Source organism: Schaalia sp. JY-X169 (assembly GCF_014069575.1).
Lineage (GTDB): Bacteria > Actinomycetota > Actinomycetes > Actinomycetales > Actinomycetaceae > Scrofimicrobium.
In genome coordinates this window covers 1,971,746-1,997,857 of sequence record NZ_CP059675.1, presented here as the reverse complement: position 1 = coordinate 1,997,857, position 26,112 = coordinate 1,971,746, and the positions used below count along the sequence as shown (strand labels likewise).

The window sequence follows — 26,112 nt, the reverse complement described above, 5'->3', positions numbered from 1 at the left end:
CGAGCCTCAGTACGTCAAACATACTACGACACACGTAGTACGTGTCAAGTGGTGATTCTGGAGCATCGTTGCCTTGCAGGTTGCGCACGTTCGAGTGGCGTGCCAGGAAGTGCACCTGTGCGGAGGGCGTGCCGTGCTGGCGGCCCGCCGTCGGCCAGGCCCGCCGTCGGCCAGGGCTACCGTCGGCTTGGCCCGCCGTCAGCTCGGCAGCCGTCAGCCAGGGCCTTTCTTCTAGGCGCCCTATGCCCGGGCCATTCTTCGAGGCGCCCTCGGCCCGGACCATCCTCCCGCACCAAGCCATCCTCTCGCCCCACGCCCATCTCTAAGGTTGCCGGTATCCCCTAAGGTTGCCCGGAATTCGTAAGGAATGGCGGCAACCTTAGCGGACGCCGGCAACCGTACGTGATACCGGCAACCTTGGCGGACGGCGGCATTCGCAGCTGCCCGTCCTCGTGCACCGCTCGGAGATGCCATCACGTCCCGACTCGTCTCCCTCCGCGGGCTGCCAGGCTGTGTGGAGTCGGTGGGTTGTTATTGGCTTGTCGTGGAGGTTGGCACCGGCGCTACCCCCAAACACGCCAGCACCCAAACGCCCGGCGGCAGCACCCAAGTAATCGTCACTGACGCCACAGCCCCCGCGGCAAAACAGTCATAGGCCCCAATCTCTCAACCCAGACTCACAGACAGTCTGACCCACGCGGCTCAGTCCCCTAGAGGCGCCTTGGTCCCCCGCAGGGCACTTCCAACCCCGGTTTCGGCCACCTTTTCTACCTGCAGGGGACCAAGGAACCTGCAGGGGACCACCGGAACGTGTGAAGGGCAGGGCAGGGCGAGCAGAGGTCGGGTTGTTGGGGGAGATGGGCAGGGCGTGAAAAGGCGGGCCGCGTTGGGCCGGTTGGCAACGATGTGGAGCGGGGTCCTAACTCGGCGTGCCGCGCAGGTGGTCCAGACCGACCGGCAGCCACTCGTTCCAGAACACGTAGTCGTGACCGCCGGGCCCCTCGCGATAGGTCAGATCGAGGCCGATCTCTTCCGCGATATCTCGGAAGCGCCTGTTCTGCTTCAGCAGGCGGTCCTCGGTTCCGCATACCGCGAAACACCGGACGTCGAGAGGTACGGCAACGCTGTGGGTTGCGGGGCTGAGGGTTGGCGTGTTGGGGGTTGGCGTGTTGGGGGTTGGCGTGTTGGGGGTTGGCGTGTTGGGGGTTGGCGTGTTGGGGGCTGCGGCGGCCATCCGTGTGACCAGATCATCGCTCCGCCGAGGACGCTCGAGGTCCCCAAACCCGATCTCGTAGAGATCGAGGTGGCGCGACCGGAAGGCCCGCTCCGCAACATCGAGCGTGCCGGACAGTGAGATCACTCCGCCGAAGGTGCGCGGGTAGTCGAAAGCCGCGCGCACCGCACCATATCCTCCCATCGACAACCCGCCGATGAACGTCTCAGACCGGGCGGCTGAGACCCGCAACACGGAACGCAGGAGCGCGGGCAGTTCACTCCCTACCCAGCGCCCCCACTCAAGACCCACAGCCTGGTCAAGCCAGAACGACCTCGCCCCATCCGGGAGTGCAATCACCAGGTTGTGCCGGTCGGCCAGGGATTGCAGGTCCGTCCTCATCGGCCACACCGCATGGTTTCCCGTCAGTCCATGCAGTAGGACCAGGAGTCCCGGAACCCGTGATTCCTGGCGGGTCATGGCCTCCGGGGTGAATACTGTAAGGGACGTCGCCATGCCCAAGGCTTGGGAGCGGACATCGCTCCATGTCTGCATAGTCATACACCCACGGTAGCCTGAGGCAGTAACGGAAAGGTGGTGCGAAATGACGGAAACACTGATCAGTACTACACGCACGCCGACCAGAGTGGAGCTGCTCGACCTGTACGGCTCGGTCGGATGGACGAAGTACACGGCGGATCCGGACTCGTTGGTCGAGGGCGTTGCCAATTCGCTTCGTGTGGCAACCGCATGGGACCAGAGCGGTGTCCTTGTGGGGCTCGCCCGCGTCGTCGGAGATGGGCACACGATTGCATACTTGCAGGACGTCCTCGTCCGACCCGAATGGCAGCGCACCGGGGTTGGGCGCTGGCTCATGGATGAAGTGTTTGCCCCCTACATGCACGTGCGGCAGCAGGTGCTGATGGCAGATGATGAGCCGAGGCAAAGGGCGTTTTATGAGGCTCTCGGGTTTGTTGAAATCCGCGACCTCGAGAACGAGACGCGTGTCTTTATGAGGTCGGGTGCGCAGGCGTGACGGAAATCCAATCTGAAGTGGGAAGCGGAGTGGGGCGCGTGGATCTGGGAAGCGCGCAGGGTTTGGAAGCGGCGTCGGGCGCTGGCTCGCAGCCGACCCGCGCGGACGCGGTTGCTGGCACTGGCTCGCAGGCGACCCGCGCGGACGCGGTTGCTGGCGCCATGGACGCAAGAGTGGGCTCCCCGGCACGGGACCAGGCTGCATCAATTGGCGCCGTCACCGACCTCGACGAAATCTTCCGCGACTTCAACGACCCGCGGCGAAAGTGGCGTCGCCTCCTTGCGGAATTTGTTGGCACATTCTTCCTGGTGCTAGTCGCCGCGGGCGCGCCGATGATGAACGTCGCAGTCGACGGGTCCGTCTCAAGGCTGGCCGCCGTCGTCGCGCCCGGGATGATGGTGATGGCCGTCATCATGTCGATGGGCAAGGTGTCTGGCGCCCACCTCAACCCCGCTGTCAGCATCGCCTTTGCGTTGCGCGGAGACTTCCCGTGGGGGCGGGTCGTACCTTATATTTGCACGCAACTCCTAGGCGCAAGCGCTGCGGCGTACTTCCTACAGTTCGTGCTCGGGGTTTCCGCCCAGAATGGGTCCACCTACCCGGCGGGAGGCTATGGCACGGGCGCTGCCTTTCTCATGGAGTTCATTCTGACCTTTGGCTTGGTAACCGTGATTCTGGGAACGGCCTCGGGCGCGCAGAATATCGGCATCATCGGATCGCTTGGCGTTGGCGCCTACATCGCCCTCGCAGGCATGTGGGGGTCGCCAGTTTCCGGCGCTTCCATGAACCCGGCCCGAACCTTCGGACCCAACATGGCCAGCCTCACCTTCACCGACTTCTGGATTTACGTAGTGGGACCGCTTGCGGGTATGGCGCTGGCCGTCCTCGTCGGCTATGGATTACGAGGGCGTGGCGGGGGATGGGATGGTTCGACCGCCGCGCAAGGGACGCTCGCCCAAGGGAGGCCGAGGCGCGTTTCGATACCCGAGGGGACTGGTCACGCGGCGTCCTCGTCCTCGCCCGAGGCCCAGACGCAAGCGGGTCCTAGCGACGCATCCTGAGGATGTTGTGACCAGACTCACGCGGAAAAATCTGCCCGAGCGTAGGGCACAGCGCCCTCGTCCTGCTACGCTACTGGAAGCCGAAGACCGTAGGTGTGTTTCTGCAGACTTCAGAAATGAAGGCATCAGGAACCTGAAAATACCCACGTAGGTGTGAAACGACCAGCAGGACCCCAGAGCAATCTGAGGAACAACTGCACGGACCCGGAGCGCATCTGCGTTCCGGGATTTTTGCATTTACGGAGGCACAAGCCGTTTGGTGAAAGATTGAATGTCAGGAGGTGGAAGATGGCGAAGATGGATAAAGATGCTGTAGTAGTTGAGTTGACGGACAAGTTCCGCGACTCCGGGGCAGTCCTTCTGACTGAATACCGTGGGTTGAGTGTTGGTCAGATGAAGGATCTGCGTCGTGCGCTCGGCGACGGTGTCGAATACCGCGTTGTCAAGAACACCCTTGCAACTCTGGCTGCCAAGAAGGTTGGATTCGATTTCCTCGAAGAAGACCTCAATGGCCCGACCGCTATTGCTTTCGTGACCGGGGAACCGGTTGAGGCTGCAAAGGCACTGCGCGATTTTGCGAAGCAAAATGAGGCGCTGGTCGTCAAGTCAGGTGCGATGGATGGTGCATTGCTCTCGCAAGAGGCAGTGAACAAGTTGGCTGATCTTGAGTCCCGTGAGGTGCTGTTGGCTAAGGCCGCCGGCGCCATGAAGGCCAAGATTTCCCAGGCCGCATACGCATTCCAGGCGCTCCCCGTCAAGGTGGTCCGTTTGGCCGATGCTCTGCGGGAAAAGCAGGAAGAAGCCGCGTAAGGAACTGCTGTTCCCGGATCGTTCCCGTCTGATGACGAGGGCGGTCGTGGCCTGAAAAAACCAAGTTTCGTTTTGTGGGAGGAAAAATCATGGCGAAGATGACAAATGAAGAACTGATTGCAGTTTTCAAGGAAATGACGCTGCTCGAGCTCTCTGAGTTCGTGAAGCTGTTCGAAGATGAGTTCGATGTTACCGCTGCTGCTCCGGCTGCTGTTGCAGTTGCTGCTGCTCCGGGCGCCGAGGCCGCTGCCGAGGAAGAGAAGACCGAATTTGACGTCGTTCTCGAGTCCTTCGGTTCCGAGAAGATCCAGGTTATCAAGGCCGTTCGCGCCCTGACCGGCCTGGGCCTGAAGGAAGCCAAGGAGAAGGTTGACGGCGTTCCGTCAGTCCTGCTCGAAGGCGCCAAGAAGGAAGATGCCGACAAGGCCAAGGCTGACATTGAAGCCGTTGGTGGCACCGTAACCCTGAAGTAGTTTTCAGGAGCGTCGTTCTCAGATATTTTGAGACAACGAAACGCCCGTTCAACCCTTGGGTTGGGCGGGCGTTTCTGCTTCCCATTTCAAGTCGCTTACCCGGTCGAGGCGGTTAGTTGTCGCGCTTCTGCTGGACGATGTCGCCCGTTGTGGCGTCAATCTTCAGCTCATACCTTCCGCCCTCGTCCGAGTAAATGTCGAGCTCCCAAACCAAGACTGAGTTCTCAGTGTCAAGTTCGAGTTCATCGAGCTCCCCGGGGACAGCGGCGAAGCCGATCTGAATCGCCTCTGCGGCAGTTATGCCCGCTTCTGCCCTTTTGTCATCTGACAGTGGGTGCGGGTTCGTCGCTATAACCTCACCGGTGACTCGGTCGATGATGACTTCGAAACCGTCGTCAGCGTCTCCCCTCACGACCACTTCCCAGACCGGACGGCCATCCGTAGTCTCCGCTTCTATCTCAACCACGACCCCCGGGCTCCGTGAGAGGGCAATGTCGATTGCTTGAATGGGGTTGACCTCTCCCTGTGAACTCTGGGTGTCGTCAGATGCCTTGCCGCCACCTGACGGTTGAGCCTCACTCTGGGGTATGACGGTGTCCGTTCCTCCTGATATCGCGGGGTCATCCGTGATTGTCTGCGGTGTCGTGCAGGCTGCCATCCCAAGTGCAAGTAACGCTGCTCCGGCGACCAAGTTTGTTCTGATTCTCATGGGTAACTCCTTTCATCCACGCCACTCTTTCACCGAGGACGCGATACCGAAAGTGGGTTGACAGCCGCCGTAGTGTTGGGTTTTCCTTGCGCACTCTGGGCAGAGAAGCCGGATAGTGGAAGTCTGACCGGAGCGGACAAGGGGGTCGGTGTGGGACAGGTTCTTGCAATCGATGTGGGGGGAACGTTCATCAAGTACGCCCTCGTCGACGAGGGCGGGGTCCTCACCGGAAAAGGTAGGGTCCCCACGCCACTGGAAGGCCTGGATGACTTCATCGATACAGTTGAGTCGATATATCAGGTCTTCCACGGCCAGGTGGAAGGGATTGCGCTGAGTGTTCCTGGAGTTGTGGATCGTGACGCGGGGTTCATGCGTTCGGGTGGCGCCCTTGAATACAACTACGGGGTGCCGCTTGCCGCGTTGCTCCAGGAGAGGATGCCCGGCGTCAGCGTCTCGATAGAGAATGACGCAAAAGCAGCGGTGTGGGCAGAGATGACAAGTGGGGCGCTCGAGGACTGCGACAGTGGGGCCGTCGTGATCTGTGGGACCGCAGTTGGGGGAGGGGCGTTCGTGGGTCGGGAGATCCTCCGCGGGCGCAACTCTTTTGCGGGCGAATACAGCTACATATCCGTTGGTAAGGCGCACGAAACTGAGAAGACCAGGTGGTTTGGGTGGGCGACAGGGGTGCCTGGGCTCATCGCGGACTACCAGCGCAGGTCGGGTGCGACGGAAATCGACGGGGAAGAGCTGTTTGCCCGGGCCGGTCAGGGGGACGAGGACGCCCTGGCAGCACTGCGCCGTTACTGTTCAGAGTTTGCTGTCCAGATCCTCAACATTCAGTGTGTCCTCGCCCCAGAGAGGTTCGCGGTTGGAGGCGGGATCAGCGTGCAGCCGCTGTTCCTGCAGATCCTCAACGAAGAGATCCGCGCCGCCAAGAAGTTCTCCGACGAGGTGTTCCCCTTGCCGCACGTTGTAGCGTGTCGGTATTTCAACGATGCCAACCTGCTTGGGGCTGTCTACAACTTCAGAGGGCAGTTCGGGTCAGCCTGATCGCCAGCTAAAGGCGGGGGCCGAAGATTGAGGAGCCAATCCGCACGGTTGTCGCACCCTCTTCGATGGCGATCTCGAAGTCATGGGACATCCCCATGGAGAGTTCTGGGAGTTCCAGCCCCGACGTTGTCCTGAGTGCGTCGCGCAGTTCCCGCAGACGGGAGAAGGTTTGTCGCACCACGCCCTCGTCGTTGGTTAGCGGCGCCATGGTCATGAAACCTGCGACGGCTAGGCCCGGCAGGTCCGCAACCTGTTCGAGGACGGCCCCGACTTCGCTTGGGGCGAGGCCGTGCTTGGCTTCCTCGCCGGACGTGTTGACTTGGAGCAGGACCGTCAGTGGGGTGGCGGCTGCGGATGCGGCTGTGGCGCCCGCACCTGCGTCCTCGTCCTCGCTGTGGAGTCTGACCACGGCATTGCTGAGGGCGGTGGCGACGCGAAGTGAGTCGACTGACTGGACCTCTTGTGCGACCCGCGCGGCCTGTGTCGCCTTATTGGTCTGGAGATGACCGATGAGGACCCAGTTGATGTCGAGGTCACTCATGGCCGCCGCTTTGGCGCGAAGTTCCTGGATCCGGTTCTCGCCAAGGTCTCGGAAACCGAGGCTGTGGATGGCGCGGAGTTGGCTCTCCGGGTGGTACTTGGTGACGGGAAGGAGGCGGATATCCGCGGCACTGCGGCCGGAGCGGAGGGCGGCGGCGTTGATCTGCTCCCGGACGGCGGCAACGTTGCGACCGATTTGAGCGGTGGCCTCGGCGTGGTCGGCTCCGATTACGGAGTGGGAGTCTGAGGTCGAGTCTACGGGCAGATCCACGGGTGTCCCTCCGGTGTCGGGGAAAGATTGCGCGTCCAGTCTAGACTCTCCCGCTAACTGCACTGAAGTGGCAGGAATTTGCAGGGATTTCGGGGGTTTTTGAGCCACAAGAGTGTAGCTAGTGGCGATGGTGCACCCGAGGTCGGCATGGTTGGGTCTGGCTACGTTGGTTGCCTTGCGCGAGCGCGCTTCCGCGGCGACAGTGCCGTCCGGGCCTGACGGGAAGGTCCTTATCCACAGAACCGAGGAACTGCTGATATCCCCAGCCGGGGAAGTTTCACCTGCGCAGACATCTCGAGTCGCGCACGATGCAATTATGGACGTATCAAGCAAGCATCTTCTTCGCTCGACGCAGAGCCGCCGCATCCGCAAGAGCAACAGTCTGGTGATGGTGGTGAGGGGGACATACGTCGCCACCTCGTACCTCGAAGGCGAGAAGCCCTGGGACGTGCGGCGAAGGGTCGCACAAGCGCGGCTGCTCTCAACGACGAGGCACGGAGTGCTGTTCACGGGGGAGTCTGCACTAGTCACCCTCGGGATAGAGCCATGGTGGAACAATCCCGACGTCACAGTACGAACTGACGCCAGGAGTGGGAAGCCCGCGTTGTTCCCCGCTGTCCGCGTGGGTGAGATCATCGTTCCTAGCGTTGCTTGGCATTGTCGTCGCAGCGGGCCAATGGTTGAGGGGCTTGAGGCCGAAGGTTTCTGGGGCATGCCCCTTGCACCGATACCGCTACTGGCTTACGACCTGTGCCAGCGAGCTCATCCGCTGCAGGCATTCCACAACGTCTCCGCCTTCCTGCGGTTCATTGCGGGCTTTGATCGCTGGGACTTAGAGGGGTCGCGAATCCGCGAGGCGCGTTGGCGGGAGCACCTCATTCAAGAGGTTTGCAGTTTGGGAATGGAAAGAGGACACCGCAGGACCCAGGCAGTTCTCGAGAGTGCGAGTGGTGGGATCGAATCACCTGCAGAGTCAACTGTGCTGTGGGTGCTCACGTGCCTGGTGCGAGGGCGACAGGAAGTCGTTTGCCAGCACGAAGTGCAGGTGCGAGGGCGGAGGTTTTTTGTTGATATCGCTCTGCCGGAGGAGATGATCGCAATCGAAGTCTCTGGGATGGGCAAGTTCGGGGGAACTGCAGCAACGGCGGATGAGGTCGCATTGCGATTCTCTAGACGCCAGCAGCTGCTCACCGATAGTGGGTGGCGCTTCATAAATGTCTACTACGAGCAGTGTCGTGACCTCTCAGCCCTGGCTGTGTACTTGCGCGAGCGACTGTGTGCTTTGGGTGTCACAGTGTCTCGACCCGGTGGAAAGCTCTGGGCGGCGCAGTCGCCGGAGCTTTTCCACAGGGACCGGAAGTTCTGAAGGAGTCGGGGCCTTGAGAACGGGTGGGGACCGATGGGCAGCCGCCGCGGGCAGGGCGGTCGGGCCGCCGGCAGGCATTTCCGCTAACTGCACTGAAGTGGCAAGAATTTGCGGGGATTTCGGGGGTTTTTGAGCCACAAGTGTGTAGTTAGTGGCGGATGCGCCCGGGCGGCGGCCCGGAGGTGCGGCGGCGGGGCGGGGCCGGCCGGCAGCGTGCCCAACCTCACGCCGCGCGCCATTGCTATACACCACCGGCCCACATAAACTCAACATTTGCACCCATGTGTCCGAGGTGACCTGTATCCACACGCCGAATCAGCGCCAAGCGTGCAGGAGCGAGTCAGTTAGGGGCCGGGAGCAACGCGCGCAACGCATGCAGGCTCTGTAGTTCACCCTACAGTGTCAGAAACTTGCCGGGAAGGACCCCCTTTGGCTGCCAGTTCAAACGCGGCGAACGCCGTATACGAACCCACACACCGTATTTCATTCGCGAAACTTCGCGAGCCGCTCCAGGCCCCCAACCTCCTCGAACTGCAGATCCGCAGCTTCGACTGGCTGTGTGGGACACGCAACTGGAGCAAGTATTCCCAGACTGCCCTTCAGCAGGCCGTCGCACGTGGCGAAGAAGTTCACGGCGAATCCGGCCTCGACGAAGTGTTTGAGGAAACCTCCGGGATTGAGGACCCCCGCAAGGAAATGCTCCTTGAGTTCCGCGAGCCCACCCTGGAACCCCCCAGCAACTCCCCTGAGGAGTGCCGCGAACGCGACCTCACCTACTCGTCAAAGATGTACGTGAAGGCCGACTTTACCTACGCAGAGACCGGTGAGATCAAGTCCCAGACCGTCTTCATGGGAGACTTCCCCATGATGACCGAGGACGGCACCTTCATCATCAACGGCACCGAACGTGTCGTTGTTTCCCAGCTGGTTCGTTCCCCGGGCGTCTACTTTGACAAGCAGTCGGACCCCAACTCGGACCGCGACACATTCTCTGCGCGCATCATCCCTTCACGTGGCGCATGGCTTGAGTTTGAAATTGACCGCCGCGACGCAGTCTCGGTGCGTATCGACCGCAAGCGTAAGCTTCCCGTCACCCTGTTCCTCAAGGCGATCGGCCTCACCACCCCTGAGATTGAAGTGCTGTATGAGGATTACCCGCTGCTTCTAGAGACCCTCGCTAAAGATGCGATCGAGACTCGCGAAGAGGCTCTGGAAGAGATCTACAAGAAGGTTCGCCCAGGTGAACCAGCTTCGGTCGAGGCCGGAGACGCCCTCCTCTACAACTTCTACCGTGATCCCAAGCGTTACGACATGGGCAAGGTGGGACGCTACAAGGTCAACAAGAAGCTGGGCCTTGACGTCCCAACCAGGGCTAAGACCCTGACCGAGGACGACATTGTTGCCACGGTTCGCTACATGCTTGCCCTGCAGAAGGGTGAGAAGGTTCTTCCTGGTATTCGCCACGGTGAGCCCGCTGAGATCCGCGTTGAGACCGACGACATCGACCACTTCGGTAACCGTCGTGTTCGTTCCGTCGGTGAGCTGATTCAGGCGCAGATCCGCACGGGCCTGTCCCGCATGGAGCGCACGGTTCGTGAGCGCATGTCGACCCAGGATCCGAAGGCGATCACCCCGACCTCACTGATTAACATCCGTCCGCTGACGGCTGCGATCAAGGAGTTCTTCGGCACCTCACAGCTCTCGCAGTTCATGTATCAGAACAACCCGCTTGCGGGCCTGACCCACAAGCGTCGCCTTTCCGCCCTCGGCCCCGGTGGTTTGTCGCGTGACCGTGCGGGCATGGAAGTTCGTGACGTTCACCCCTCTCACTACGGCCGCATGTGCCCGATTGAGACCCCTGAAGGTCCAAACATTGGTCTGATTGGTTCGCTTGCTGCATTCGCGCGCATCAACCCGTTTGGGTTTATCGAGACCCCGTACCGCAAGGTTGTTGACGGTCGTGTCACGGATGAAATCCAGTGGCTGACCGCTGACGATGAGATTGGGCAGTACATTGCTCAGGCATCATCGCCGACGAACCCCGATGGCACCTTCCGCGATGAACTCGTGCAGTGCCGTATTGCCGGCGAGGATCCCATGTTCGTCGAGCACAATGACATCACCTACATGGACGTTTCGGCGCGCCAGATGGTGTCCGTTGCGACCTCGTTGATTCCGTTCCTGGAGCACGACGACGCCAACCGCGCCCTCATGGGTGCGAACATGCAACGTCAGGCCGTGCCGCTGCTGGTGACGGAAGCTCCGCTGGTGGGAACCGGTATGGAACGTCGCACCGCGCATGACTCCATGGAGATTGAAGTTGCCGACAAGGCCGGTGTTGTCAGTTCTGTTTCGGCCGACGAGGTCGTAGTTGCGAACGATGACGCCACCCAGTCGCGTTACTCGCTGACCAAGTTCAAGCGTTCCAACCCCGGTAACTGCATCAACCAGCGCGTCCTCGTCAACGAGGGCGACGTGGTGGAACCCGGTGACGTCATCGCCGACGGTCCCTCCACGGATGGTGGCGAACTGGCGCTCGGCAAGAACCTCCTGGTTGCCTACATGTCGTGGGAAGGCCTCAACTACGAGGACGCGATCATCCTGTCGCGCCGCGTTGTTGAAGACGACGTCCTCACCTCAATCCACATTGAGGAGTACGAGGTCGATGCCCGCGAAACCAAACTTGGTGTCGAAGAGGTAACCCGGGATATCCCCAACATCTCTGAGGAAGCCATGTCCGACCTCGACGAACGCGGCATCATCCGCGTTGGTGCTGAGGTTCGCGCGGGCGACATCCTGGTTGGCAAGGTCACCCCGAAGGGTGAAACCGAACTGACCAGCGAAGAGCGCCTGCTGCGCGCCATCTTCGGTGAGAAGGCGCGCGAGGTGCGTGACACGTCCCTGCGTGTTCCCCACGGTGAAGAGGGTATCGTCATTGATGTTCGCGAACTGAACGAGGACGACGGCGACCTGGGCCCGGGTGTCAAGCAGTCGGTACGCGTCCTCGTCGCACAGCGTCGCAAGATCACCATTGGTGACAAGATGGCTGGACGCCACGGTAACAAGGGTGTCGTCTCGAAGATCCTCCCGGTTGAAGACATGCCGTTCCTCGCGGATGGCACCCCGGTTGACATCATCTTGAACCCGATGGGTGTCCCCGGTCGTATGAACGTCGGTCAGGTTCTTGAGTTCCACACCGGTTGGATCGCGAAGCAGGGGTGGGATGCCACCAAGGCTCGCGAGGCCGGCGAAGAGTGGACAAAGACCCTCCACGCTGATGCGCTGAAGGCAGCTCCGAACTCCAAGGTTGCAACCCCCGCGTTCGACGGTCTGGATGCTGACCAACTGCTCGGTCTGCTGTCAGTGACCAACCCGAACCGTGACGGCGAACAGCTGGTCAACGCCCTGGGCAAAGCCCAACTGTTTGACGGACGCTCCGGCGAGCCTTTCCCGTACGAGATTGCGGTTGGCTACAAGTACATGCTGAAACTGCACCACCTTGTTGACGACAAGATTCACGCTCGTTCAACAGGCCCCTACTCGATGATTACGCAGCAGCCCCTGGGTGGTAAAGCCCAGTTCGGTGGTCAGCGTTTCGGTGAGATGGAAGTGTGGGCTCTTGAGGCTTACGGCGCGGCCTACGCGCTGCAGGAACTCCTGACCATCAAGTCGGACGACACTGCGGGTCGCGTCAAGGTTTACGAAGCGATCGTCAAGGGTGAAGACATTCCGGAGCCGGGTATTCCCGAATCGTTCCGCGTCCTCATCCAAGAAATGCGTTCGCTGTGCCTGGCCGTTGAGGCCCTGGATGCCGAAGGTAACGTCCTCGACATTCAGGTCACCGAAGAGGACATGCGTGCAGGTGAGGAACTGGGGATCACCCTGGACACCCGCCCGCTCTCCGCTGCCGGTTCCATCGACATCATCTGAAACGTGACCCACGGAAATAAGGAGTAAGTCTTGCTGGATGCAAAGACCTTTGACAGTTTGAGGATTTCCCTGGCCACGTCAGAAGACATTGCCAGGTGGTCTTTCGGCGAAGTGAAGAAGCCGGAAACCATTAACTACCGCACCCTGAAGCCAGAGCGTGACGGCCTGTTCTGCGAGCAGATCTTCGGCCCGACCCGTGACTGGGAGTGCGCTTGCGGTAAGTACAAGCGTGTCCGTTACAAGGGCATCACCTGTGAGCGCTGTGGCGTTGAAGTCACCCGTTCCAAGGTTCGTCGTGAGCGCATGGGCCACATCAGCCTTGCCGCTCCCGTCACCCACATCTGGTACCTGAAGGGCGTGCCTTCACGCCTTGGTTACCTGCTGGATTTGGCGCCGAAGGACTTGGAAAAGGTCAACTACTTCGCCGCCTACATGATCACTGAGGTCGACGAGGACGGCCGCCGCGAAGACACGGATATGCTCCGTGACGAGATGGCTGTGAAGAAGAAGCGCCTCGAAACCCGTCGCGATTCTGAGGTCAACGAGATCGCTGCGCGGCTGGAAGAGCGTCTCGCGGAACTTGAGTCCGAGGACGCCCGCGCCGACGTCATCAAGAAGGAACGTCGCCTCTTCGAGCGTGAAATGTCGCAGACCCGCAGGCGTTTTGACGACCAGATCAGCCGTATGGAGGACGTGTGGACGCGCTTCCGCGACCTCAAGGTTGGGGATCTGATCGACGACCAGCGCCTCTACCACGCCATGGTCACCAACTACGGCACCTACTTCAAGGGCGACATGGGCGCGGCAGCGATCCAGAAGCGCCTGCAGGACTTTGACCTTGCAGCAGAGGTTGAGATCCTCAAGGAGACGGTCCGCAGTGGCTCCACCCAGCGTAAGACACGCGCGCTCAAGCGACTGAAGGTCGTCAATGCGTTCCTGTCAACAGGTACGTCACCTGCAACGATGGTCTTGGACAAGGTCCCGGTTATCCCCCCGGATATCCGCCCCATGGTGCAGTTGGATGGCGGCCGTTTTGCGACCTCCGACCTCAACGACCTCTACCGTCGCGTCATCAACCGTAACAATAGGTTGAAGCGCCTGCTCGACCTCGGCGCCCCCGAAATCATTGTCAACAATGAGAAGCGCATGCTTCAGGAGTCCGTGGACGCACTGTTCGACAATGGTCGACGAGGCCGTCCCGTGGCTGGCGCTGGCAACCGTCCCCTCAAGTCGATTTCAGACATGCTCAAGGGCAAGCAGGGACGTTTCCGTCAGAACCTGCTTGGTAAGCGCGTCGACTACTCGGGTCGTTCCGTTATCGTTGTTGGTCCGCAGTTGAAGATGCACCAGTGTGGTCTGCCGAAGCAGATGGCCTTGGAACTGTTCAAGCCCTTCGTCATGAAGCGCCTGGTTGACAAGAACTTCGCCCAGAACGTCAAGGCAGCGAAGCGCAAGGTTGAGCGTCAGCGTCCCGAGGTGTGGGACGTCCTCGACGAGGTCATTCGCGAGCACCCCGTGTTGCTGAACCGTGCACCAACCCTGCACCGCCTGGGTATTCAGGCGTTCGAGCCGCAGCTTATTGAGGGTAAAGCCATCCAGCTGCACCCGCTGGCTTGCGCCGCCTTCAACGCGGACTTCGACGGTGACCAAATGGCAGTTCACCTGCCACTTGGTGCTGAAGCGCAGGCTGAAGCACGCATCCTCATGCTGTCGACGAACAACATCCTCAAGCCCTCTGATGGTCGCCCGGTTGCAATGCCGGCGCAGGACATGGTTTACGGCCTCTTCTACCTGACTTCCGAACCGGACGAGGTCGTAGTTGGTGAAGACGGCAAGGAAATCATTCCGCTGTACGGCACCATCGCCGAAGCGATCATGGCATTCGATGCGGGTGTCATCCGCCTCAACCAGAAGATCCGCCTGCGCCTCGAAGGTGTCGTGCCCCCGCTTGGCTACGAAACACCCGAAGAGTGGGTGGAAGGTGGCGACCTCGAACTGGAAACCAGCCTGGGGCGCGCCCTCTTCAACGAGACGCTTCCGGTTGACTACCCGTACGTGAACTACGTGGTGAAGAAGTCGCAGCTCTCGGAGATTGTCAACGAGTTGGCTGAACGTTACCCGAACGTCCTCGTCGCCGAATGTCTGGACGCTCTGAAGGCGGCCGGCTTCTACTGGGCGACCTGGTCGGGTGTGACGTTCTCATTCACCGACATCCAGCCGTCACCGAACAAGGTGGAGATCCTCGCGAAGTATGAGGAGAAGGCAGCGAAGATTCAGAGTGAGTACGATCGTGGTCTGATCGGTGCTGAGGATCGCTACCGCGAACTGGTTGACGTGTGGACCGAATGCACCCAGGTGGTTGCAAACGACATGCGGCAGAACTTCACCGCGCAGAACACGGTGTACCGGATGGTTGAGTCGGGGGCCCGTGGTAACTGGTCGCAGATTCAGCAGATCGCGGGTATGCGTGGCCTAGTGTCCGACCCGAAGCAGAAGCTGATTGAAAGCCCGATTCGCGCGAACTACCGTGAGGGCCTCACCGTCCTCGAGTACTTCATCGCGACCCACGGCGCCCGTAAGGGAACCGCGGATACGGCGCTTCGTACGGCAGAGTCGGGTTACCTGACGCGTCGTCTGGTCGACGTTTCGCAGGACGTCATCGTTCGCGAAGAGGACTGTGGCACCCGTGGTGGCGTCGAAGTCGAGATTGCTTCGCGCAACGAAGAGACCGGTGAGATGCGCCGCTCCGAAACTCTGGAGACGACCGCGTACTCGAGGACGCTGGCCACTGATGTGATGGACGGGGATGGCAATGTTATTGCTGAGAAGGGCTCCGATGTTACCGGCGAGTCCCTCGACGCGATGATTGCTGCGGGCATTGAGAAGATCAAGGTCCGTTCCGTCCTCACCTGTGAGTCACTGGTCGGTACCTGTGCTGCTTGTTACGGTCGCTCACTTGCGACCGGTAAGCGTGCGGATATCGGCGAGGCCGTGGGCATTATCGCGGCACAATCGATCGGTGAGCCCGGTACCCAGTTGACGATGCGTACCTTCCACACAGGTGGTGCGGCATCCGGTGGTCAGGACATCACCCAGGGTCTGCCGCGTGTTCAGGAGCTGTTTGAGGCACGCACGCCGAAGGGTGTGGCGCGCATGGCCGAGGCCGATGGCACCATCGAAATCAACGAGGACAACCCGAACTACCGCGTCATCATCATCAAGCGTGACGATGACAAGGAAGACGTCACCATTGAGGTGTCGCGTCGTTCGAAGCTGTTGGTTGAGGACGGTGACCACGTCACCACCGGTCAGCAGCTCTCGGTTGGTCGTCTGGACCCGAAGGAAGTTCTGCGTTTGCGTGGGGCTGCGAAGGCTCAGCGCCTGCTGGTTGATGAGGTTCAGGACATCTACCGCTCCCAGGGTGTGGATATCCACGCTAAGCACATTGAGGTTATCGTGCGTCAGATGACGCGTCGGGTAACCGTGCTGGAGCCGGGGGATACCTCCTTCATGCCCGGTGAGCTGGTTGATTCGATGACGTACCGCGATGAGAACCGTCGCATCGCAGCCCAGGGTGGCAAGTTCGCCCAGGGTCGTCCGATGCTGATGGGGATCACCAAGGCGTCGCTTGCAACGGATTCATGGCTGTCGGCCGCCTCCTTCCAGGAGACGACCAAGGTTCTGACTGAAGCGGCGATGAACAACAAGACGGACACCCTGCTGGGTCTGAAGGAGAACGTCATCCTCGGTAAGTTGATTCCGGCTGGTACGGGCCTGGCTCGCTATGGCGATCTTGAGGTTGAGCCCTCCGCCGAAGCGATGGCTGAGATGAACTACAGCCCGCTCGACTTCGCCCTCGAGGACGGGCGCACGGGTCTGGAGGACTTCGTGCACTCGCTGGAGAACATCGACTTCGGGTTCGGGTTCTCCAATAACTAGGTTCTAGTTAGCACCAGCAAGCCCCGGCTTCAGTGGAGACACTGGGGTCGGGGCTTTGGCATGTCCGCGGGGTGCCTTGCCGCCGCCCCCCGCCCACACTCTCGCGCATTGCGCCCGAGGCTGCCGCCGCCCCCGCCCTGCCGCCTGAGAGCGCTCCCGTGCGCCGCGCCACTGTCATACCCCGCCACCCCCGCAAACTCTCGCGCCCCACACCGCGCCGCCGCCACACCGTCGCAGCCAACGGAGCGACTTGTGCCTAACGGAGCGCGTTTGGCTCGATTTGGACATGAATAACGCTGTAATGTCGGCCAAGCGCGCTCCGTTAGACGCAACGCGCTCCGTTAGACGCAACGCGCTCCGTTAGACGCAACGCGCTCCGTTAGACGCAACGCGCTCCGTTAGACGCGACCCGCTCCGTTAGACGGGACCCGCTCCGTTAGACGGGACCCGCTCCGCTCGGAGCAGGCTGTGGCCCGCTCCGCTCGGAGCGGACTGTACCCCAAGGCTCCGTCTGGCGAGCACGCGCCGCCTGTCGACACCTCACGACCTACGATCCCTTGCGAATAACTCGGCAGTCGGAGGTAGCCAAAGCTCTCCCTGCGCCGAACGGGTCTTCACCCCGTGGACAGAGAGCCGCTCAGTTAGATAAGAGATCAGTCCCTCGACGTCTTTGGCCTGCCGGTAGGTCACGTTTATGATGCTCCACCCCAGGTCGTCAAGATCCTGTTGCCTTCTCATGGCTGCGGCTGCGACCTCGTGCGCGTTTGCAGAGCTCCCCCCGAACTTGCCGAAGCCGCTGACCTCAATTGCAATCTGTGGCTCCGGGAGAGCAATATCGACGAAGCGATTCCGTCCATTCGCTGTGAATGCGCGCTGGCTTTGGATTATGTATCCCGGCTCCAACACGCAGTGGAGCGCCCAGAGCACAATCGACTCGGCTGGGGAGTCAACTCCTGGTTCACTCACATTGATGAGCTTAAGCGCGCGCTGAAATCCGCGGATGACCCCTGCCGAGATTGCGCGCAGCGCGTGGAGCTCCTGGTGAAGAGAATTCTTGGCAACCTGTGTGCGAGTTCGCGAGGCCTCCAACTGCCACCTACTAAAGCGGGCGTGAAAACGTAGAAGAACACTAACGTCATGGAATGCCTGAAGGGGATGAGCGGACCGGGCGAGGTCCAGAACCACGAGTGAAACTGGACTGTTTGGCAGACCGCTGGGTGTGAGAATCGGTCGGTCAAGGGAGTTTGAAAAGGTGCTAGTTTGCTGAATCCGGACTCCTGGTACGGTTGTGACGCCCAGCGGGATTGCGCTCATTTCGGTCTGTAAGCCGGACCGGGCTCGACGACGCACGCTGATGTTCGGATTGCTCCACCAGGGCTCAAGTCCAAGTGCAACCATCGCTGATTCTCCAGTGAACGAATAGGTTGCCGGCTTCGAGGCTCGAGCATTGAAGGCCAGCAGTCTCGCTTCAGCCACCCGGGCTCTCACTTTCCACGGCTCCGGATCTCTAGTGAGCGCTTCTTTCTTGATGTAGACGCCTCTTCCCACGCGCACAAGCTGTTCCTCCACAATGCGCCGGGGCTTAACTCGGCCATCGCCGACATTGAGAGTCAGATCGCTTGAAGAGAGAAGCATTCATCAAGGATGGCAAAGCCGTAGAGGCCAATGGGAACGAAGTTCCACGCTTTGTGGAAAATGCCGTGTTCGCTGTTCTGTGGAAGGAGTGGGTTGAGCGTGGTGCTGGCACATGAGGCTGGGTAGCTGGGATGGTGCGCTGCTCCTTCGGCCCAACGGTGCGCACAACGGTGCGCCTTTGGCCTAACGGTGCGTGTTTGGCGCCGCTTAACGATAAATAACAGCGTAATCCCGGCCAAACTCGCACCGTTAGGCCAAACTCGCACCGTTAGGCTGGGATCGCCACGCGAGGCGGGGCTAGGCAGGGCGGGCGCGCCGCTCCTGGGAGTGCGGGCTACGGGCGGAACGCCACCTCCTGCGGCAGCACCGGCGCCGGCAACTCCGTGCGGCCCCGCAGGTAGCTATCCGCCGCCGCGGCAGCTGAGCGGCCCTCGGCAATCGCCCACACAATCAGCGACTGCCCACGCCCCGCATCCCCGGCAACAAACACGCCGGGCACCGAAGTTGCCCACTCCCCATCGCGCACAATTCTCCCGCGCTCATCGACCTCGAGCGCCAACTGCTCCACAGGCCCCTGCTTCTCAACCCCCGTGAAACCCATCGCGAGCAGCACTAACTGGGCGGGCACAAGCCGCTCGGTATCCTCGACAACCGTCAGCGCCCCGTCGACAAACGCCACCTCGTTGAGACGAAGGTGCGTCACCTGGCCATCTCCGTCCTCGTCCACAAACTCCGCGGTCGAAGTGGAGTAAACCCTCTCGCCACCCTCCTGGTGCGCCGACGCCACCCGGAAGATCATCGGGAAAGTCGGCCACGGGTCGCGAGCAGTGCGCTCATCAGCGGGTCGCGGCATAATCTCCAGCGACGTCACCGACTTCGCCCCCTGCCGCAGCGCCGTCCCCAGGCAATCCGCCCCGGTGTCGCCGCCGCCAATCACGATGACGTCCTTGCCCTCAGCCGACACCCAACCCTCAGTGACGCCATCGAGGACGTACTTGGTGGACCGCGTCAGGTAGTCAACCGCCTGGTAGATCCCGCCCAGTTCACGCCCGGGAATCGGCAGGTCACGCGCCACTGTCGCACCCGTGGCGAGGACGAGGGCGTCGAAACGTTCCTGCAAATCCTCTCCCGTCACGTCCACACCAATCGCGGTGTCGGTGTAGAAGCGGGTCCCCTCCGCCCTCATCTGCTCGATACGCCGGTCGAGCACCGCCTTCTCCATCTTGAACTCCGGGATCCCATAACGCATCAGGCCACCGATCGCATCGGCACGCTCGAACACCGCGACCGTATGCCCTGCCCGAGTTAGCTGTTGGGCCGCCGCCAACCCCGCCGGACCCGACCCGATCACCGCCACGGAGTACCCCGTCAACTGATTGGGGATCTGCGGTACCACCCAGCCCTCATCAAACGCGTGGTCAGCAATAGTTTGCTCCACGTTCTTGATGGTGACCGCGGGTTGGTTGATGGCGAGGACGCACCCGGCCTCGCACGGCGCCGGGCACAGCCGCCCCGTGAACTCTGGGAAGTTGTTGGTGGCGTGCAGCCGCTCGCTTGCCGCGTGCCAGTTCCCCTTCCAAGCCAGGTCGTTCCACTCGGGTATCAGGTTCCCCAGTGGGCACGCCATGTGACAGAACGGCACACCGCAGTCCATGCAGCGCCCGGCCTGCTTCTCGACGACGGCCAGCTCCTGGTCTTCGTAGACCTCTTTGTAGTCACGCAGACGGATCGGGATGGGCCGCGGGGTACGCAACTCACGTTCACGGGTATTGAGAAAGCCCTTTGGGTCAGCCATTTGAGACCTCCAGTATTTGCTGCCACACCTTCGCACCTTCTGTGTCGGTGCCGTCTGCCTTCGCCTGCTCCAAGATCGCTTGGACCGAGGCGTATTGTTTCGGCTCAATCCGCGTGAACCGTGCCAGCGACGAGGGCAGGTAGGCGAGGATCTTCCGCGCCACCTCCGACCCCGTCAGCGCCTCGTGGCGCTGCAGGAGTTCCACGACCCGCACGCCCTCGGCGTCGGTGAGGCCACTCACTTCGACCTCGTCCACAATCTGCGGATTGAGGAGCGAACGGTCAAAGTCCAGCAGATACGCCACCCCGCCCGACATCCCCGCCGCCACGTTTCGCCCGGTCGAGCCGAGGATCATCGCTTCCCCGCCGGTCATGTATTCGAGGGCGTGGTCGCCGCAACCCTCCGCAACAATCGTCGCCCCGGAACACCGCACGCCGAACCGCTCGCCGACCCGCCCTCGGATGTGTAGTTCGCCCGAGGTCGCCCCGTACGCCACCACATTCCCCGCCACCGTGTTGTCCTTGGGATCGAAGGCGGCCGACGGCAGTGGGTAAACCGCCACCGTCCCACCACACAGCGACTTGCCGACGTAGTCGTTGGCGTCCCCGCGCACCGAGATGCTGATGCCCTGGGGGAGGAACGCGCCCAGCGACTGGCCCGCCGATCCCGTCAGGTTGATGGAGATGGTGTCCGCGGGAAGCCCGTGGTCGCCATAGCGCAGCGCGACCTCGTGCCCCAGCATGGTGCCCGTTGAGCGGTCCGTGTTGCGGATCTCGGCGTCGATCTGCACTTTCTCCGCATTTTCGAGGGCGGGCGACGACAGCAGGATGAGACGGCGGTCGAGGACGTTTTCGAGGCCATGCTCCTGCCCCTTCACCCCGTGCAGCGACGAACCGGGCCGCGGCTCAATGCGTTGGAAGACGGGGCCGAGGTCGATCCCGTGGGCCTTCCAATGCTCAATCGCCTCCGATGCGTCAAGCAGATCAGCACGCCCCACGGCCTCCTCCAGGGAACGGAACCCCAGGGAGGCGAGTATTTCGCGGACCTGCTCCGCGATGTAGGTGAAGAAGTTGATGACGTACTCCGGCTTGCCGCTGTAGCGGGCGCGCAACTCCGGGTTCTGGGTGGCGACCCCGACCGGGCAGGTGTCTTTCTGGCACACCCGCATCATGATGCAGCCGGAAACCACAAGCGGAGCGGTTGCGAACCCGAACTCCTCGGCGCCCAGCAGGGCGGCAATAATGACGTCGCGTCCGGTCTTGAGTTGCCCGTCGGCCTGGACGACAATCCGGTCGCGGAGGTCGTTAAGGACCAGGGTTTGCTGCGCTTCTGCCAGCCCGATTTCCCATGGGGCACCGGCGTGCTTCAGGGATGTGAGGGGTGCGGCTCCCGTTCCACCGTCGGCCCCGGAAATCAGCACCACATCAGCGCGCGCCTTGGCGACGCCGGCGGCGACTGTGCCCACCCCGACCTCGGACACCAACTTCACGTGAACACGCGCGGAGGGGTTGGAGTTCTTCAGGTCAAAGATCAGCTGTTTGAGGTCCTCGATCGAGTAAATATCGTGGTGGGGCGGGGGAGAAATCAGCCCGACGCCCGGGGTGGAGTGGCGTTCCTTCGCAACCCAGGGGTAGACCTTCGCGGACGGCAACTGCCCGCCCTCGCCCGGCTTCGCACCCTGCGCCATCTTGATCTGGATGTCGCGGGCGTGGCTCAGGTAGTCCGCGGTGACGCCAAACCGCCCCGACGCCACCTGCTTGATCGCGGAGTTCAGCAGCGGGTCGCGCAGACGCTCCGGCGACTCCCCGCCCTCGCCCGTATTGGAACGCGCCCCCAGCGTGTTCATGGCGATGGCCATGGTTTCGTGGGCTTCCTGAGAGATAGACCCAAACGACATGGCGCCGGTCGCGAAGCGTTTGACGATTTCGGAGACGGGTTCGACTTCCTCCAGCGGGACCGGCTCGACCTCGTCGAATCTGAGCCGCATGATCCCCCGCAGGGTCATGAGGCGCCGCGACTGGTCGTCCACGCCGTCCGTGTATGCGCGGAAAACTTCGCGGGACTCGGTGCGTGTCGCGACCTGGAGGCGGGCGATCGTCGGCGGGTCGAAAAGGTGGGCCTCGCCCTCGCGCCGCCACTTGTATTCGCCGCCGACGCCAAGTGTGCGGTGAGCAGGGGAAATGCCCGAGGGCGGGTACGCGACCATGTGGCGCGAGGCGACCTCGTCCGCGATCACGTCGATACCGATGCCGCCCAAGGGTGACGATGTCCCCGTAAAGTACTGGTCAACCAGGGTTTGGCTGAGGCCGATCGCCTGGAAAACCTGTGCCCCACAGTAGGACGACACGGTGGAAATCCCCATCTTCGACATGACTTTGAGGACGCCCTTGCCCAGGGCTTTGACGACGTTCTTGACGGCGGTCTCAGGGGTGGTGTCACCCAGCAAACCCTCCGTGGCCAGCGTCTCTACGGACTCAGTCGCCATGTAGGGGTTGACCGCGACAGCGCCGTAACCGATGAGGAGGGCGATGTGGTGGACCTCGCGGGCGTCCCCAGACTCGACGATGAGGCCGACCTGGGTGCGGGTCTTCTGGCGGAGCAGATGGTGGTGCAGGGCCGAAGTCGCCAGAAGCGAAGGAATCGGGGCCATTTCCGCGTTGGTTTCGCGGTCCGACAAGATCAGGAACGACACGCCCTCGGCAATCGCGCGGTCCGCTTCAGCGAAGAGGCTTTCGAGGGCGGCCTCCAGTTCCGCTCCACCCCCGGACGCGCGGTAGAGGCAGCGCAGCGTCCTCGACGTGAATCCCTTGCCAGCCCGCGCAGTGCCGATGTGTTCGATCTGCGCCAACTGGTCCGAATCAATGACGGGGAAGTCAATCGCCAACTTGCGAGCGTGGCTGCGGGTGTCCTCCAGCAGGTTCGGCTGGGGGCCCGACGTGGTGGCAAGCGAGGTCACCAGCTCTTCGCGAATCGCGTCGAGGGGAGGGTTCGTGACCTGGGCAAACAACTCCGTGAAGTAGTCAAAAAGTAGACGAGGACGCTCTGAGAGCACCGCAATCGGGGTGTCGGAGCCCATCGAGCCGATGGGTTCCACGCCATCGCGTGCCATCGGGGTGAGGATGACGTCCAGGTCCTCTTGCGTGTAGCCAAACTCTTGCTGACGACGCAGAACAGAGGAGCGAGTGTGACCGATGTGCTCGCGCTCCGGGAGTGCATCGATGGTGACCAGCTCTTCGTCCAGCCACTCTTGCCACGGGTGCATGGTTGCCAGGTCGCGCTTCACTTCGGTATCGGGCACGATCCGCCCGCCGTCGAGGTCGACCAGGAACATCGTGCCCGGCTCCAACCGCCCCTTCGCGCGGGTGTGGCTGTCGGGGATGTCCAGGACGCCGGTTTCCGATGCGAAGATGACGAGGTCGTCGTCGGTGATCTGCCAGCGACCCGGCCGCAAGCCATTGCGGTCCATGACGGCGCCGATGGTAGAGCCGTCCGTGAAAGTGACGGCCGCGGGGCCGTCCCAGGGCTCCATCAGGCAGGCGGAGTACTGGTAAAAGGAGCGCAGCTTGGGGTCGAGCAGGGTGTTCTTTTCCCACGCCTCGGGGATCAGCATTGCCATGGTGTGGGGGAGGGAACGCCCGGAAAGGGAGAGTAACTCCAGAACCTCGTCGAGCGAAGCGGAGTCAGAATCGCCCTCGGACGTAATCGGTAGCAGCGGGCCAAAGTCGCCAATCACATCGCTGTGGAGTTCACTTTCGCGGGCGCGCATCCAGTTGCGGTTGCCGCGGACCGTGTTGATTTCGCCGTTGTGGGCGATGCGGCGGAACGGCTGGGCGAGGCGCCACGACGGGAACGTGTTGGTGGAGAAGCGGGAGTGGACCAGGGCCAAGCGGGAGGTAAGTGCGGGGTTGCGCAGGTCCTCAAAGAACTCGGGCAGCTGGTCAGTTGTCAGCATGCCCTTGTAAACGAAGGTCTTGGTGTCGAGGCTGGCGATGTAGGTGTTCGCTTCACGTTCGGCGCGGCGGCGCAGGCGGTAGGCGGCAATGTCGAGGTCGCGGCCACTTCTGACGCCGTCGCGGTCGGTGACCAGCAGTTGGCGGAAGACGGGCATCGAACCACGGGCGGTGGGCCCAATCGGGGCTTCATTGACGGGAACGTCGCGCCAGGCAACAACGCGCAGGCCTTCCTCGCGGACGATTCGTTCGATGGTGGCAACGGATTTGGACAGTTCCACACGACCTTCGTAGGCGCCGGGAAGGAAGACGAGGCCGGCCGCGTAACTGCCGAGGCGCGGCAGGTCGGGGCGGATTGTGGCCCTGAAGAACTCGTCTGGCATCTGCAGGAGGATCCCCGAGCCATCCCCGGTGTTCTCTTCCGCGCCGACCGCGCCGCGGTGGTCGAGGCGTTTTAGGGCCTTTAGTCCCTGCTCCACTATGTGATGGGTGGGCGGACCTGTCAGGGTCGCCACGAAGGCGACACCGCACGCGTCGTGCTCGAATGCGGGGTCGTAAAGGCCGATTGCCCCCGGTTTCTGTGGGCTCACGCTTTCCATTTGTCCTCCTGCCAACATTCCGCGTCATTCCTGGCCTGCTACCAGGAGAGTAAAGAAAGGATCATAAATACGTAAAAACTACGCAAATAGAACTTTTCGGATGTAATCGATTATTACGCACAAACATGATAAATCTGCAAACTCGCCATTATTTGGCGTACCCAGCGCTGCGAATATCTGCTTAGCTAGAGTGTCCTTGGTGATTGATTTACCAATCATTTACTAAGAGTGTGTTCCGGCATTTTTGGCACTGTTACAACGGAAAGGACCACCATGTTTAGCACACCGCAGGAGCTTCTTGAGTTCGTAGCGGCAGAAGGCATTGAGTACGTCGACTGTCGCTTCTGCGATCTGTTCGGAGTTCAGCAGCATTTCAATATCCCTTCTGACGTAGTCGCTGATGCGTTGGAAGATGGGCTCATGTTTGACGGATCTTCGATCCGCGGTTTCAAGGCAATCCACGAATCCGACATGAAGCTGGTCGCCGACGTCTCCACCGCCTACGTTGACCCCTTCCGCGAAGCCAAGACGCTGATCGTCGTGTTCTCAATCGTCGATCCCATAACGGATGAGGCCTACTCGCGCGATCCGCGTCAGGTCGCCGCCAAGGCTGAGGCCTACCTGCGGGAAATGGGACTTGCCGACACCTGCTACATCGGAGCCGAGGCCGAGTTCTTCATCTTCGATGAAATCCGCTTCAACACGGAGCCGGACGAGACCTTCTACTCCATCAAGTCTTCCGAGGGCGCCTGGCAGATCGGCAAGGAAGAAGAAGGCGGCAACCTGGGCAACAAGCTCCCCGTCAAGGGTGGGTACTTCCCCGTGGCCCCGGCCGACCAGTTCGACGAACTCCGCAACAAAATGTCAAACAACTTGCGCGGGGCCGGCCTGAAGATAGAGCGTGCTCACCACGAGGTCGCATCCGCCGGGCAGCAGGAAATCAACTACCGCTTTGCGAGCCTCACCACCGCCGCCGACAACCTGCTGAAGTTCAAGTACATCATCAAGAACACAGCGCTGGCTGACCACAAGACTGCGACCTTCATGCCCAAGCCGATCTTTGGTGACAACGGCTCAGGGATGCACACGAACATTTCCCTGTGGAAAGACGGCAAGAACCTCTTCTTCGACGAGAAGGGCTACGGCGGCTTGTCTGAGCAGGCACGCTGGTTCATTGGGGGACTCCTCAAGCACGCACCCGCCCTCGTCACCTTCACGAACCCTACCGTGAACTCTTACCGTCGTCTGGTTCCCGGGTTTGAAGCGCCCGTCACCCTGGTCTACTCGGCGCGAAACCGCTCTGCAGCAGTGCGTATCCCGCTCACCGGGGACTCGCCCAGCGCGAAGCGGATCGAGTTCCGTGTTCCGGACGCGGCAGCGAACCCGTACCTGGCGTTCTCCGCGTGCCTGATGGCGGGAATCGACGGGATCCTCAACAAGATTGAGCCGCCAGCGCCCGTCGAAAAGGACCTCTTCGATTTGGACGAGGACGAACTGGAAGGCCTCAACTTCGTGCCGGCTTCGCTGGCACGCGCCCTCGACGCCCTTCGCGCCGACCACGACTTCCTGACAGCAGGCGGCGTCTTCCCGAAGGATCTGCTGGACACGTGGATCGAATACAAGTATGAGAACGAAGTGCAGCAAATGCGCGCGTTCCCCCACCCCCTCGAATTCCAGCTCTACTACGGCGTCTAGAAAGAAGGCGTGCCTTGGCTTTACGGCTTGCGGCGCTCAC

The 26,112-nt window shown here is 61.6% G+C and carries 16 protein-coding genes; 10 read left to right on the top strand and 6 right to left on the bottom strand.

The window, feature by feature from the left end; translation table 11 throughout:
* Window positions 1-919: 919 nt before the first annotated feature.
* Complete coding sequence (locus H2O65_RS08625; RefSeq protein ID WP_182141314.1) at window positions 920-1,774, bottom strand: alpha/beta hydrolase family protein; 855 nt, start codon at window positions 1,772-1,774, stop codon at window positions 920-922.
* Window positions 1,775-1,817: 43 nt separating this feature from the next.
* Between H2O65_RS08625 and H2O65_RS08620 the strand changes: the two genes are divergently transcribed.
* The 4 genes from H2O65_RS08620 to rplL all read left to right on the top strand — a co-directional run bounded on the left by H2O65_RS08620 (window position 1,818) and on the right by rplL (window position 4,593).
* A complete protein-coding gene (locus H2O65_RS08620; protein ID WP_182141313.1) occupies window positions 1,818-2,249 on the top strand; it encodes a GNAT family N-acetyltransferase in 432 nt (143 codons plus the stop codon).
* Entirely contained in the window at window positions 2,246-3,310 is a 1,065-nt protein-coding gene (locus tag H2O65_RS08615; protein ID WP_220458740.1) for an MIP/aquaporin family protein, read from the top strand. The genes H2O65_RS08620 and H2O65_RS08615 overlap by 4 nt, the downstream gene beginning before the upstream one ends.
* A 288-nt stretch (window positions 3,311-3,598) precedes the next feature.
* Window positions 3,599-4,120, top strand: a complete 522-nt coding sequence (gene rplJ, locus H2O65_RS08610; protein ID WP_182141312.1) for a 50S ribosomal protein L10 — start codon at window positions 3,599-3,601, stop codon at window positions 4,118-4,120.
* Between the two features lie 89 nt (window positions 4,121-4,209).
* A complete protein-coding gene (gene rplL, locus H2O65_RS08605) occupies window positions 4,210-4,593 on the top strand; it encodes a 50S ribosomal protein L7/L12 (RefSeq protein WP_220458739.1) in 384 nt (127 codons plus the stop codon).
* A gap of 112 nt (window positions 4,594-4,705) precedes the next feature.
* Here rplL and H2O65_RS08600 read toward each other — a convergent pair whose 3' ends face one another.
* Window positions 4,706-5,302 carry a PepSY domain-containing protein gene (locus H2O65_RS08600; protein WP_182141311.1) on the bottom strand — a complete coding sequence of 199 codons (597 nt, stop codon included), beginning with the start codon at window positions 5,300-5,302 and terminating at the stop codon, window positions 4,706-4,708.
* A 150-nt stretch (window positions 5,303-5,452) separates the two neighbouring features.
* On the opposite strand from H2O65_RS08600, the gene H2O65_RS08595 reads away from it, so the two are divergent.
* Window positions 5,453-6,352, top strand: a complete 900-nt coding sequence (locus tag H2O65_RS08595) for an ROK family protein (protein WP_182141310.1) — start codon at window positions 5,453-5,455, stop codon at window positions 6,350-6,352.
* Between the two features lie 7 nt (window positions 6,353-6,359).
* On the opposite strand, the gene H2O65_RS08590 is transcribed toward H2O65_RS08595, so the two are convergent.
* A complete protein-coding gene (locus H2O65_RS08590; protein WP_259349503.1) occupies window positions 6,360-7,163 on the bottom strand; it encodes a YggS family pyridoxal phosphate-dependent enzyme in 804 nt (267 codons plus the stop codon).
* A gap of 316 nt (window positions 7,164-7,479) precedes the next feature.
* On the opposite strand from H2O65_RS08590, the gene H2O65_RS08585 reads away from it, so the two are divergent.
* The 3 genes from H2O65_RS08585 (at window position 7,480) to H2O65_RS08575 (ending at window position 16,398) form a co-directional block, all read left to right on the top strand.
* The gene (locus H2O65_RS08585) at window positions 7,480-8,529 is read left to right on the top strand and encodes a hypothetical protein (RefSeq protein ID WP_182142777.1); all 1,050 of its coding nucleotides are present in this window, start codon (window positions 7,480-7,482) and stop codon (window positions 8,527-8,529) included.
* Window positions 8,530-8,958: 429 nt separating this feature from the next.
* On the top strand, window positions 8,959-12,459 hold the full coding sequence (rpoB, locus tag H2O65_RS08580; RefSeq protein WP_182141309.1) for a DNA-directed RNA polymerase subunit beta: 3,501 nt from the start codon (window positions 8,959-8,961) through the stop codon (window positions 12,457-12,459).
* A 30-nt stretch (window positions 12,460-12,489) separates the two neighbouring features.
* Entirely contained in the window at window positions 12,490-16,398 is a 3,909-nt protein-coding gene (locus H2O65_RS08575; RefSeq protein WP_182141308.1) for a DNA-directed RNA polymerase subunit beta', read from the top strand.
* A gap of 540 nt (window positions 16,399-16,938) precedes the next feature.
* On the opposite strand, the gene H2O65_RS08570 is transcribed toward H2O65_RS08575, so the two are convergent.
* Complete coding sequence (locus tag H2O65_RS08570; RefSeq protein WP_182141307.1) at window positions 16,939-17,952, bottom strand: hypothetical protein; 1,014 nt, start codon at window positions 17,950-17,952, stop codon at window positions 16,939-16,941.
* Between the two features lie 65 nt (window positions 17,953-18,017).
* Here H2O65_RS08570 and H2O65_RS10525 point away from each other — a divergent pair, with 65 nt between their 5' ends.
* Window positions 18,018-18,149, top strand: coding sequence for a hypothetical protein (locus H2O65_RS10525; protein ID WP_259349502.1), 132 nt, complete (start codon window positions 18,018-18,020; stop codon window positions 18,147-18,149).
* A 218-nt stretch (window positions 18,150-18,367) separates the two neighbouring features.
* Here H2O65_RS10525 and H2O65_RS08565 read toward each other — a convergent pair whose 3' ends face one another.
* Both H2O65_RS08565 and gltB read right to left on the bottom strand, forming a co-directional pair.
* Window positions 18,368-19,828, bottom strand: coding sequence for a glutamate synthase subunit beta (locus H2O65_RS08565; protein ID WP_182141306.1), 1,461 nt, complete (start codon window positions 19,826-19,828; stop codon window positions 18,368-18,370).
* Window positions 19,821-24,368 (bottom strand): glutamate synthase large subunit, encoded by a 4,548-nt coding sequence (gene gltB / locus H2O65_RS08560; protein WP_259349501.1) that lies wholly within the window; start codon window positions 24,366-24,368, stop codon window positions 19,821-19,823. Before gltB ends, H2O65_RS08565 begins: the two co-directional genes overlap by 8 nt.
* A 282-nt stretch (window positions 24,369-24,650) precedes the next feature.
* On the opposite strand from gltB, the gene glnA reads away from it, so the two are divergent.
* Window positions 24,651-26,072 (top strand): type I glutamate--ammonia ligase, encoded by a 1,422-nt coding sequence (glnA, locus tag H2O65_RS08555; protein ID WP_182141304.1) that lies wholly within the window; start codon window positions 24,651-24,653, stop codon window positions 26,070-26,072.
* The last annotated feature ends 40 nt before the right edge of the window (window positions 26,073-26,112 follow it).

Bases quoted from the DNA above. Each gene is read 5' to 3' on its own strand.
- H2O65_RS08620 (WP_182141313.1), top strand. From the start codon at position 1,818: ATGACGGAAACACTGATCAGTACTACACGCACGCCGACCAGAGTGGAG.
- H2O65_RS08600 (WP_182141311.1), bottom strand. From the start codon at position 5,302: ATGAGAATCAGAACAAACTTGGTCGCCGGAGCAGCGTTACTTGCACTT.
- rplJ (WP_182141312.1), top strand. From the start codon at position 3,599: ATGGCGAAGATGGATAAAGATGCTGTAGTAGTTGAGTTGACGGACAAG.
- rplL (WP_220458739.1), top strand. From the start codon at position 4,210: ATGGCGAAGATGACAAATGAAGAACTGATTGCAGTTTTCAAGGAAATG.
- H2O65_RS08585 (WP_182142777.1), top strand. From the start codon at position 7,480: ATGGACGTATCAAGCAAGCATCTTCTTCGCTCGACGCAGAGCCGCCGC.
- H2O65_RS08565 (WP_182141306.1), bottom strand. From the start codon at position 19,828: ATGGCTGACCCAAAGGGCTTTCTCAATACCCGTGAACGTGAGTTGCGT.
- H2O65_RS08625 (WP_182141314.1), bottom strand. From the start codon at position 1,774: ATGACTATGCAGACATGGAGCGATGTCCGCTCCCAAGCCTTGGGCATG.
- glnA (WP_182141304.1), top strand. From the start codon at position 24,651: ATGTTTAGCACACCGCAGGAGCTTCTTGAGTTCGTAGCGGCAGAAGGC.